Source organism: Ilumatobacter sp., assembly GCF_030065885.1.
GTDB lineage: Bacteria > Actinomycetota > Acidimicrobiia > Acidimicrobiales > Ilumatobacteraceae > Ilumatobacter.
Window position 1 is genome coordinate 1 of sequence record NZ_JASJCS010000139.1, and the last position, 10,774, is coordinate 10,774.

11 protein-coding genes and 1 tRNA gene are annotated in these 10,774 nt (G+C 69.2%); 9 read left to right on the forward strand and 3 right to left on the reverse strand.

The features are described from left to right. The first annotated feature begins 126 nt into the window (after nt 1–126). A complete protein-coding gene (locus tag QNJ12_RS21095; RefSeq protein WP_300625721.1) occupies nt 127–1,248 on the forward strand; it encodes an adenylate/guanylate cyclase domain-containing protein in 1,122 nt (373 codons plus the stop codon). Nucleotides 1,249–1,282: 34 nt separating this feature from the next. Here the strand turns inward: QNJ12_RS21095 and QNJ12_RS21100 are convergent, their stop codons facing one another. Beyond that, a complete protein-coding gene (locus QNJ12_RS21100; RefSeq protein ID WP_300625723.1) occupies nt 1,283–1,807 on the reverse strand; it encodes a hypothetical protein in 525 nt (174 codons plus the stop codon). A 182-nt stretch (nt 1,808–1,989) separates the two neighbouring features. Here QNJ12_RS21100 and QNJ12_RS21105 point away from each other — a divergent pair, with 182 nt between their 5' ends. The 4 genes from QNJ12_RS21105 to QNJ12_RS21120 all read left to right on the forward strand — a co-directional run bounded on the left by QNJ12_RS21105 (nt 1,990) and on the right by QNJ12_RS21120 (nt 6,008). Further along, nucleotides 1,990–3,174, forward strand: coding sequence for a DUF4331 family protein (locus tag QNJ12_RS21105; RefSeq protein WP_300625725.1), 1,185 nt, complete (start codon nt 1,990–1,992; stop codon nt 3,172–3,174). A gap of 134 nt (nt 3,175–3,308) precedes the next feature. Next, complete coding sequence (locus QNJ12_RS21110; protein ID WP_300625727.1) at nt 3,309–4,631, forward strand: tetratricopeptide repeat protein; 1,323 nt, start codon at nt 3,309–3,311, stop codon at nt 4,629–4,631. Between the two features lie 79 nt (nt 4,632–4,710). Continuing rightward, the gene (gene sigK / locus QNJ12_RS21115) at nt 4,711–5,304 is read left to right on the forward strand and encodes an ECF RNA polymerase sigma factor SigK (RefSeq protein ID WP_367281830.1); all 594 of its coding nucleotides are present in this window, start codon (nt 4,711–4,713) and stop codon (nt 5,302–5,304) included. Continuing rightward, on the forward strand, nt 5,301–6,008 hold the full coding sequence (locus QNJ12_RS21120) for an anti-sigma factor (protein WP_300625732.1): 708 nt from the start codon (nt 5,301–5,303) through the stop codon (nt 6,006–6,008). The genes sigK and QNJ12_RS21120 overlap by 4 nt, the downstream gene beginning before the upstream one ends. 33 nt (nt 6,009–6,041) lie before the next feature. Here the strand turns inward: QNJ12_RS21120 and QNJ12_RS21125 are convergent, their stop codons facing one another. Together QNJ12_RS21125 and QNJ12_RS21130 are read right to left on the reverse strand one after the other, a co-directional pair. Next, nucleotides 6,042–6,263, reverse strand: coding sequence for a hypothetical protein (locus tag QNJ12_RS21125; RefSeq protein ID WP_300625733.1), 222 nt, complete (start codon nt 6,261–6,263; stop codon nt 6,042–6,044). A gap of 54 nt (nt 6,264–6,317) precedes the next feature. After that, entirely contained in the window at nt 6,318–7,028 is a 711-nt protein-coding gene (locus QNJ12_RS21130) for a glycine/sarcosine/betaine reductase selenoprotein B family protein (RefSeq protein WP_300625735.1), read from the reverse strand. Between the two features lie 60 nt (nt 7,029–7,088). Between QNJ12_RS21130 and QNJ12_RS21135 the strand changes: the two genes are divergently transcribed. The 4 genes from QNJ12_RS21135 to QNJ12_RS21150 all read left to right on the forward strand — a co-directional run. Then, nucleotides 7,089–7,165 (forward strand) — tRNA-Met (locus tag QNJ12_RS21135). Between the two features lie 241 nt (nt 7,166–7,406). Next, complete coding sequence (locus tag QNJ12_RS21140) at nt 7,407–7,616, forward strand: hypothetical protein (RefSeq protein ID WP_300625737.1); 210 nt, start codon at nt 7,407–7,409, stop codon at nt 7,614–7,616. Between the two features lie 6 nt (nt 7,617–7,622). After that, on the forward strand, nt 7,623–9,029 hold the full coding sequence (locus QNJ12_RS21145; protein ID WP_300625739.1) for a Fic family protein: 1,407 nt from the start codon (nt 7,623–7,625) through the stop codon (nt 9,027–9,029). 478 nt (nt 9,030–9,507) lie between these two features. Then, nucleotides 9,508–10,774 (forward strand): DUF6880 family protein (locus tag QNJ12_RS21150; protein WP_300625740.1); only part of this gene is annotated, 1,267 nt, incomplete at its 3' end.

The window sequence follows — 10,774 nt, forward strand, 5'->3', positions numbered from 1 at the left end:
GCTCGCTCGGCGGATCGAGCATGCGCCGTTCCGTTCGCTCGCTGGCGTGGAGTTGGTGGCTGGGTGCGCCCGGCGGTATGCCGACGCCGCGGCGTCGCCGATTACTGGCTCGGTACGCTCTGCGGTATGCCGACGCCGCTGGAGTTCCAGGCTGCGGGGTTGTACGACCCCGACGAGCATGCCGACGTCGGCCGGCTCGAGCTGCTGACGTGGCTCGACGAGCAGGGCTTCACGATCGAGGAGATGCAGGTCGGGCTCGTGACCGATGCCTTGGGGGCGATGGCCGGCGACCGCCGGCTCGTGCCCGGCGAGCGTCTCGACCGTGGCACGGCGATCAGTCGCTCCGCGCTCGCCCCCGACGACTTCGATCGGTACGTCACGGCGTTCGGCTTCGCGCCGATCCAGGGTTCGCCCGAGGGCGAGGTCGGGTTCACCGAGGCCGAGATCGCAGCGCTCAACGCGGTCGGCGTGCTGGCGTCGATGTTCTCGCCGGAGGCCGCGACCGGGCTGATGCGCGTCCTCGGTTCGGCCCTCGGTCGGATCGCCGAGGCAGCGGTGTCGCTGTTCCTCGCAGACGTCGAGTCGCCCCACCTGCTGTCGGGCTCGAACGAGGACGTCCTGGCTCACAAGGTGTACGAGGCGGTCGGCCTCGTCGACGGCTTGGCGATGCACCTCGACCCGATCCTCCGGCGCCAGATGCTGCAGGCGATCGAACGAACCCGTCGCACGACGATCGGCATGACCGATCGCTTCCAGTACCGGTATGCCATCGGCTTCGTCGACCTCGTCGGCTTCACGGCTCTCTCGCAGAACATGGATGCTCCCGAGCTGGCGTCGTTCCTCGGCACCTTCGAGGGCCGCGCCCACGACGTGGCCACGCAGGAGGGCGCCCGGGTCGTCAAGCTGATCGGCGACGAGGTGATGTTCGTCGCGACCGATGCCTCGGCCGCGTGCCGTGCCGGTCGGGCGCTCATCGACGCGTTCAGCGATGTCGGCGACGGTGTGTTGCCGCGCGGCGGCATGGCGTACGGCAACGTCGTCCTGCGGGGCGGCGACTACTACGGCCCGGTCGTCAACCTCGCCTCCCGCCTGGTCGACGAGGCGGTGCCGCTCGAGATGCTCGTCACCGAGGACCTCGTCGAGGCGGCACCGTCGTGCGTGTTCATGCCGGCCGGCCGGCGCATGGTGAAGGGCTTCCCCGAGCCGATCACCGTGCTGTCGATCGGGCCCGACGACCGCCGCTGCTGAACGCCGTCGGTGCGAGGTCGACGAGCCGCGGCCGTCAGGTGACGACGAGTTCGGCGTACATGCCGTGCGCGAAGTGCGGCGCACCGCCGGCGACGTCGGGCGGCCCTTCGCTCGTGGCGACCGCGTGCAGATACTCGTCCGGATCGGCGCCGGTCGGCACAGCGCACAGCAGGACGTACCGACCTGGCTGGCTCAGCACCCCGTCGCCGACGGCGTCGATCTGCTCGCCACCCGGCGAGGCGAGCAGCACGGCAACCGGTGGACCCCCACCCAGCAGTGCACCGACGTCGGTCGCGATGATGTCGGCCACCGAGCGGTCGTCGGCGTCGTCGAGCCGGTAGGCGACGAGCTCGTGGAGCTCGCGCTCGGACTCGTTGCCGATGGTGAGGCGGGTGCCGGCGGGGACCTCGCCCGGGAGGTCGCCGTAGTGGAAGTCGGCCATGACGACCTCGAGCACACCGTCGCGGACGGACGAGCCGTCGGCGTCGGCGTCGTTGTCGCCGCACGACGACAGCAGCAGCGTCGTGCCGAGCAGGAGGACGGGGATGGTGCGGTGCATGGGTCTCCTTCGTCGATCTCGATGACGCCCGCATCGTGCGAGACCCCCCTTCCGGAATCCTTCCGGCCAGAGGACGGGCCGAACCGGCCGAGGACCAATCCGTCGCCGGTCGGGTTCCGAACCTCTCACGTCCAACCACGTGCAACACCGCACGAGCCACATCACGACAAGGGGTTCCCGTCATGAAGAAAGCACTGTCCGTATCGATCGGTCTGGCCGGTCTGCTGGGAGGGGCGGCGCTCGTCGCCCAGCCGGGCAGCGCCGCCGATCACCTGGAGGCACCGCTGGTGCAGGTCGACGGTCGCACCGACCTCAACGATCTGTATGCGTTCACCAACGGCGACAACACCGTGTTGATCCAGACCGTCAACCCGGCCGCCGGCGTGCTGTCGCCGACCACGTTCGATCCGAACGGGGTCTACAAGTTCCGGATCGACAACGACGGCGACGCTCGCAGGGACCACACCATCCGCGTGACGTTCGGCGAGCCCGACGACGAGGGTCGGCAACGGATGAGGATCCGCGGCGCCGGCGGCGAGCGGCGCGTCCGCGGCTGGACGGGTGAGGAGATCCAGCTGCCCGGCGGAGGCCGGGCGATGGCCGGCACGTTCGACGACCCGTTCTTCTTCGACCTCGAGGGATTCCTCGGCACGGTGAAGGGTCAGGGGACCCGCGGCTTCTGCGACGGCGACGAGGTCGACTTCTTCGCACCGACGAGCGGCACCGCCTTCAACGTGTCGGCAATCGTCATCGAGGTGCCGAGCGACCTGCTCACCGGCAACGAGGACGCCGACGACGACAGCGATGACGACAGCGACGACAGCGACGACCGCGGTCGTCGCGACTGGCGGAAGCACTGGGACGACGACAGCAGCGACGACGGTGACGACGAGGCCCGCAACACGGTCATCAATGTGTGGGCCGAGACGAAGAACTCGTCCGGCCGCGTCGACCGCGTCGGCAAGCCGGCGATCGCGACCGTGCTGATCGACGACGGCAACGAGGACGCGTTCAACGCCACCCGCCCGCATCGCGACCTGCGTCAGTGGGGCGCCGAGGTGAGCGACAACCTGCAGTTCCTGAGCGGCCTCGACGGCGACGGCTACGACCAGGCGACGGCCGACTTCGTGACCGGTCTGCTGCTCCCCGACGTGCTGACGCTCGACACGAGCAGCGGCGCAGGGTTCAACGACGGTCCGCTCAACGGCCGGCAGCCGGCCGAGGACGTGATCGACTTCGAGCTCGCCGTCGTCACCGGCCTCTTCGACGAGGGCGGCAACGGACCGGCGCTCACGACCGACTGCGTCGATGCCAACAACGTGCCGTTCCCGAGCGGCTTCCCGTACCTGGCTCCGGCCAACACTTGAGCCGGATCGCCAACGTTCCTGGCGGGACGAGGGGCCGGGCGCTGTGGGACGCCCGGCCCCTCGAAGGTGGTCGACGACCCGACGGCGCGGAGTGAGGAAGAGACATGAGTCGAAGAGACACGAACGGAAGAGCCATGAAGAGCAAGACGATCGCGATCGGCGGGGTGACCGCCGGCCTGCTGCTCGCGGGATGGGGCGTCCTCGCCCAGGTTGAGCCACCGTCTGCGCCACAACCGGCAAGTGCCGTGGAGGCGATGGCGAGTGGCCAACCGGTCAGCGGTCTGCTGTCGACGGCCGATGCCGTCGACTTCTGGCAGGCCCGGGTGGACGCGTCGCCGGCGGGCTACCTCGACCGCACGCAGCTCGGCCTGGCGTTGGCCGCGGCGGCGCGCGAGTCTGCCGATCTCGAGGGCTACGAAGCGTCCGAGCGGGTGCTGCGCGAGGCGCTCGAGATCGATCCGACGCACACTGCGGCGCGGCTCGGCCTGGCGCAGGCGCTGCACAGCCAGCACCGGTTCGCCGAGGCGGAGGCGCTCGCGTCGGAGGTCAGATCCGCTGACCCCGGCTCGCTGGGCGCGCTCGCGTTGCTCGGCGACACGAGCTTCGAGCTCGGCCGGTACGACGTGGCGCGCAGCTATTACGAGCAGCTCGCCGAGCAGGAGCGCAGCGCGCCGGTCGTCAGCCGCTTGTCGCGGCTGGCGTTCGCGACCGGCGACTCCGCCGGGTCGATCGCGCTCGCCGAGGAGGCCCTGGAGCTGAGCGAGCGGCTCGACCAGCGACCGTCCGACCGGGCGTTCGCCTGGTTCCAGCTCGGCCATGTCCGCTTCGCGACCGGCGACTCCGCCGGTTCGATCGAGGCACTCGAGCGAGCACTCGAGATCGCGCCCGACCACCCGGGCGCCACCGAGAAGCTCGCGTCGGTGTACGCGAGCGTGGGCCGCACGTCGGAGGCCGAGGAGCTGTACATCGCGCTCCTGGCCTCGGGTCCGGCCGCCGACCTGCACGGGTCGTACGCCGATCTGCTCCGAGCCAGGGGCGAGACCGCGGCGGCCGACGAGCAGGAGCGGCTGGGGCTGGCCCTCGCCGAGGAGACGATCGGGCGCTTCCCGGCCGAGCGACGTCATCTCGTCGGCTTCTATCTCACCCGCGACCCGGCGGTCGCCGTACGCCTTGCCGAGGAGGATCTCGCCGAGCGGCAGGACATCGGTGCGTACGACACGCTCGCATGGGCGCTCTTCAACGACGGTCAGATCGAGCGGGCGCGCGAGCTGCTGGGCCCGATGCTGGCAACCGGCGCCCAGGACGCCGAGCTGCGCTACCACGCGGGCGCGATCGCGGCAGCGGCCGGTGAGGTGGAGGTCGCTCGCGACCACCTCGAGGCGGCACTCGCGATCAACGATCGCTTCGATCCGACCGAGGCGGCCGACGCGGCCGAGCTGCTCGACTCGCTGGGCTGATGTGGCGGGTCTGCTACGAACTGACCCTGATGGGGTGTCCGCATTCGAGGGCGGGGACGTGCTGCGTCGGCTGAGGTCGATCGGCGGCGGGCCCCGCACCGAGCAGGCCGATGAGCCGGGCGACGCGCTCGCCGGCCTGCTCCGGGAGGCGGGTCGCGGCGACCAGGGCGCGTTCGGCGAGCTGTACGACCAGGTGAGCGCGCTGGCGCACGGCGTCGTCCTGAAGGTCGTCCGCGACCCGGCGCAGACCGAGGAGGTCGTCCAGGAGGTCTTCGTCGAGCTCTGGCGGCTCGCGCCGCGGTACGACGCGTCGAAGGGCTCGGTTCGGTCGTGGGTGGCGACGCTGGCCCATCGGCGAGCCGTCGATCGAGTGCGGTCCGAGCAGTCGGCGCGGGATCGAGCCGAGCGCGACGCGAGCAGCATCGTGCGCGACCATGACGCCGTGGCCGACACGGTGACCGAGCAGCTCGATGCCGACCTCGACCGGGCACGTGTCCGTCGGTCGCTGGCGCGGCTGACCGACCGGCAGCGCGAGGCCGTCGAGCTGGCGTACTTCGGCGGCTACACGTACCGCGAGGTCGGCGCCTTGCTCGACGTGCCCGAGGGCACGGTCAAGACGCGGATCCGCGACGGCCTGATCCGGCTGCGCGACGAGCTGGGGGTGGTGACGTGACCGACCTCGACCTCCACCACCTCGCGGCCGCCTACGCGCTCGATGCGCTCGACGCCGACGAGCGGGCCGCGTTCGAGGCGCACGCTGCCACCTGCGAGATCTGCGGGGCCGACGTCCGCGAGTACCGCGAGGCGGCTGCGCAGCTCGGGGCGCTGACCGAGGCGCCGCCGCGATCCGAGCTGAAGGACTCGATCATGGCCGAGATCGGCCGCACCCGGCAGCTCTCCCCGATCGCCGGACCGGTCGAGCGGCTCGCCGATCGCCGCCGGCCACGGCCGGTCGTGACCGCGGCCCTGGCGGTCGCCGCCGCGATCACGCTGTTCGTCGCCGGCGCGGTGATCGCCGGTCAGCTCGGTGACGACGGCTTCGACGAACAGCTCGCAGCCGTCTTGGCCGAGCCCGACGCACGCTTCGTCGAGCTCGAGGGCGAGGTCGCCGGCACGGTTCGGGTCGCATGGACCGCCGATCGGGCGGTCGTGCTCGGCGACGGCCTCGTCGTGCCGGGTCGGGGACTCGCCTATGAGCTGTGGGTGATCGACGCCGACGGCGCGACCCCGACCCGTCTGCTCGACCGGGCCGAGGGCGGCACGGTGCGCCGGACGCTCGACATCGACCGCGCGCCGTTGGCGTGGGGCGTCACGATCGAGGCCGAGTCGGGTGCGGATGCGCCGACCGACCCGATCCTCTTCCTCGCCGAGGTGTAGTGCCAGACGGCCTGATGGTTGAACTCGCCGGGCTCAGCCGGGGTTCGGCCGCCACGGCTCGGGCAGCTCGACGATGCTGCGTTCGGTGCGCTCGAGCAGGTCGAGCGCGGCGCGAACGACGTGGCGTTGCCGCTCGCCGTCGCCGGGTGCGCCGAGGGGGCGGCCCATCGGGTGCTTGGTGATGACGGCCCGGGCGACACCCATCAGCTCGGGGATGTGCCCGAAGCTGCGGACGTACACGCCGACGGTGGGCATGCCCGCCTCTTCGAACGCTCGCTGGACGTGCCCGACCGACACGTGACAGACGGGTCAAACGGGCACGAGCAGCACGGCGTCGACGCCGTCGTCGCGCAGCTGCTGCGCCCACGCGGGTGCGACCTGCTTCTTGAGGCGCACCTGCGCGGCGGCGCCGACGAACGAGTAGGCGGTGGGGGAGAGCTCGCCGACGACGCGCTCGTCGACCATCGCCCGGAGGTGTTCGAGCGGTAGTGCGACCTGGTGGTCGGCGGCGACCGAAGCGACCGGGTAGCCGCCGTGGCGGACGTGGAGCCGTTCGGCGGGTGTGTCGACGGGGATCTCCGACAGCGTGGGGGCCACCTTGAGGAACTCGCCGATGCGGGCCTCGGCCTCGGCCTGGGTCATGTGCTCGACGCCGAACGGTTGCGGGTCGTCGCCCTCGACGAAGTGCCCGCTCGACGTCAGCAGTGCGACGCTGCTCTCCGACAGCGGCTTGCCGAGCGTGGCGAGCGGCACGTCGTCGTGCCGGTGCGGGAAGTCGGCCGGGTCGCCGAGATGGCCGGCGTAGGCGTGCACCTGCCAGCGGTACGCGGCGTCGATGACCGGCGCCGGATCGCCGTCGTCGGTCGTCGCTGCTACGGCGGCCAGCAGCTCCTCGAAGAAGTCGCCGAACTCGGCGTCGCTGAGGTCGGTTACGAACTTGAAGTTCAGGTTGCTGCGCAAGCCGTACTTGAACGAGGCTCGCAGCGATTCGACCGTCTCGGCGTGCTCACCCCCGCTCATGCGGCGGAGCGTAGGCGGTTGTCGATCGCACCGGACGGTCGTAGTATTGGGAGCCTCCAACGCGGGGTGGAGCAGTCCGGTAGCTCGTCGGGCTCATAACCCGAAGGTCGCAGGTTCAAATCCTGCCCCCGCCACCACGAAGCCCCTGGTAGATGGCAACATCCGCCAGGGGCTTTCCGCGTCCCGGCCGGATCTACTAACCATTCTTCTAACCATGTGGTTAAGAAGATGAGGGCGCGAAACGGCGATCCGCGAGGAGTTTCTTGGTGGACGGGCCACGCTTCTGGATCAGATGGGTCCAAGCAGCGCTCGCGGCTCGGTGTGCGGCCGCTGTGGCCGCTGTGCTGCGAAGGCTGTCAACACACGTAGACTCTTTGCATGGGTCGGTTCGTCGATCTTGACGATCTTGTCGATGCTGGTGAGGTCGCGGGCCTCCTGGGTCTGGCGCAGAGGAACAGCGTGACGACGTACATGAAGCGGTACAAGGACTTCCCAGACCCAGTGCTGGAGTTCGCCGATGGAAAGTGCCGCGCGTGGCTGCGCAAGGATATTGAGTCGTGGCGAGCTGGTCGGTCGGGACAAGCATGATTGCGCATGGACACCTTCGCCGTGCGCGGCAACTGTTGGCGACCAGTGGAACAGCGCCGTCTGAGGGCGAATAGCTCGATGACTATCGACCTAGCAGGCAGCCCGTACAGCCTCGAAGACAGCGGGCGGTGGGTCATCGACAAGGCCGCTGACCTTCAGCGTCGAGTGGAGCTTCTCCGAGCCGAAGGGACACTCACAGACCAGACGCTTCGGGCATACTTCGGCGACAAGCGCTTCGAGCAGATTGCAGAATCAAACGCCATCGAAGGCAGCACTCTCAGCGTCGGCGAGACGCAACTGGCGGTACTTCGCGGGATCACGATCACCGGCCATGACCCCGCCTTCTCGGAGGATGCAGTCAATCTCTCGGTTGCGCTTGACCGCATGGTCGAGATGGCTCAACAACGGACCCCGACGACGATCGAGGAGGTGAAGGAGCTTCACGAGCTCATTCTTGGAGGACGGCCATCTGCGGGGCTTCTGCGCTCCGAGCCGGTCAGAATCTCCGGTTCCCCCCACACTCCACCCGCCACTTGGCCGGAGGTCATGAGATCGATGGAGGAGTGGGAGCGCTGGTCCAAGGAGAACCAGGAAGCGCCAGCGCTTCTTCGCACGATCGTGCTTCACGCCTGGCTGACTCACATCCACCCATTCCTGGACGGGAATGGACGGACTTCTCGGGCGGTGATGAACCTCGAGCTCATTCGAGCGGGGCTTCCCAGCATCATCATCCGACGCAAGGATCGTCTCCGGTACTACGAGGCTCTGGCTCAGTCCGACCTAGGTGGGGACCTCGGCCTCGTGGCCGAGCTGATTCTGAGTCGCGCCGAGGATGCACTCCGAGATCTCGAGCGCACGGCAGCGGCCCACGAGGGCTACGACCTCGCGCAGGCCCAACTCCGGCAGAGCCAGGAGCGTCAGGTTGGGATCTGGAACGATGCGGTCAAGCTTCTGTTCGCTCTGGTCGACGATGCCGTTCGGGCCTCTCTTGGCTCGCTAGCCACGGTCTCGACGTACTGGTACGAAGACGAACTTCTTCTCGGCGACTATGTGGCTCTTTCGAAGGGCGACCCGGCGGGGAACTCCTGGCTGTTTCGGCTGGAGGCCGATGTTCCTGGTGCTGGCAACTGTCGGTACCTGGCATGGACCGGCTACCGAAGCGACGACGTCCGGCGATGGGACCAGCTGGGACATGGGCCATCGATCTTCTGGTCTGTGCCCGACGAGACCGGGTACCGGAAGTGGGTACGCGATGACAGACGGTCGCCGGGCGTAGCGGAACTGACGCTCCGTCTTCCTGAGGTGGACCGCTGGATTGCCCGGAGAGCGGACGGTTCGATCGAGCGACTTCAGCCGAGTGCGGTCGCCCGGCGCGTCGCAAAGGCGATCGTCGAGTCGCTCACCGGTCCGTGACCGGCGCGACCAACCCGCCAAGCGGAAGCGGCGCAAGCGGCGCCGGTGCTCGGGCCGCAGCGTTGACGTTCAAGGTGCTACTCCGCCTTCAGCGACATCAGGCGGCGGTCAAGCTGCCGAAGCCCGAGCACGATGCGTGTAACTAGGCGCAGCGCATCGACTGGGTCCGGTGGTGTCTTGTGGCCGACGCCTTGGTGCGCATGATCGCCGCGATTGGAGCCGAACGTGTTCATGTCCGGCAAAAAGCCACCGGGCATGTCCGACTCGCGGATGCCGACCGGGAGGAGGAGACCCGCGGGTCAAGGGCGTCACGGCGCTGTGGCCCACGGCTCTTCCCGACCACGTCTCGGTCGCCGGCAGCTTCTCCGATCGGGTCGATGCCATTGCCGATCGGTTGCGGAACGAGCTTCGACCGGCAACGTGAAGCCACGACCTTCCGGACGCTGTGACGTCTGGTGATCCGGCTACCGTCCGGGTCGTGGCGCGACCGGGGTTCGGGGGACCGGACGAGGAACTCGACGAGCTTGTGGAACGGCTCGGCGACGGTGAGGTTCGTCGGCTTCTCCTCGATGCTGCGCAGCGGAACGGCGACGTAGCACGAACGATCCGGCTGGCAGCAGCGGCGCCGGCGGATCGCGTTGCGACGTTGCGGTCCGAGCTCGACGGGCTGAGGACTCGTCGGCATCTCGGCTATCGGGAGTCGATGGCATGGGCCGACGACGCCATGATCGTCGTCGACGAGATCGCCGCGACGGCCGAGTCCGCTCCATCGCGCGAGTTGCTCAAGCTGGTGGAGCTGGCGGTCGGTCGTGTCGCCAAGACGATCATGTACGCCGACGACTCGTCGGGAGCGATCGGCGACGTCGCCCGCCGGTTGCTCGAGATCCACGAGCAGCTCGGCGATGCCGGCGTCGCCGACTCGAAGGCGTTGGCGAAGTGGATGATCCGGTTCAGCTTCGACGACCAGGACTTCTTCAACCCCGACCCGGTCCGCTACGCCGACGCGCTCGGCGGGAGCGGTCTCGCCGTGTTGCGGCGTGAGGTCGACGAGCGGATGGCGGCACCCGATCCGGACTTCGCCGTCCGCTACGTCCAGGAGCGTCTCGCCGTGCTCGACGGTGACGTGGATCGGGTCGTCGAGTTGCTCGGCGGAGCTCTCGACCGTCCGTATGACTTCATCCGGGTCGCGGAGGCGATGCTCGAACTCGACCGACCCGACGACGCGCTCATCTGGGCTCGCCGTGGCATCGACTCGGTGACCGGCTGGCAGGTCGCTCAGCTGTACGACGTCGTCGCCGGTGTGCTGGCGGATCGGGGCGACGATGCCGGTGTGCTCGACCTGCGTCGGGAGCAGCACCAGCGGATGCCGAGCTCGACCACCTACGCCAAGCTGAAGACGGCAGCAGCGTCGTCAGGTGCGTGGGCGGACGAGCTTGCATCAGCGCGCGCCGTGCTCGGTGCCCGCGATGTTGGCGGTCTCGTGGATGCGCTCCTTGCCGACGGCGACATCGACGCCGCCTGGACCGCAGCGACCGACGCCAACCCCGAAGCGATCGGCGATCAGCGATGGGCTCGACTCGCCGAGGAACGAGAAGTGACCCACCCGGCCGCCGCGCTCAATGTGTACCTCCGGCTGATCGACTCGACCCTGGAGAAGGCCGATCGTCGCAACTATCGGGCGGCCGCCAAACAGCTCAAGCGCGCCCAGAAGGCGGCAGCAGCCGCCGACCTCTCCGACGAGTTCG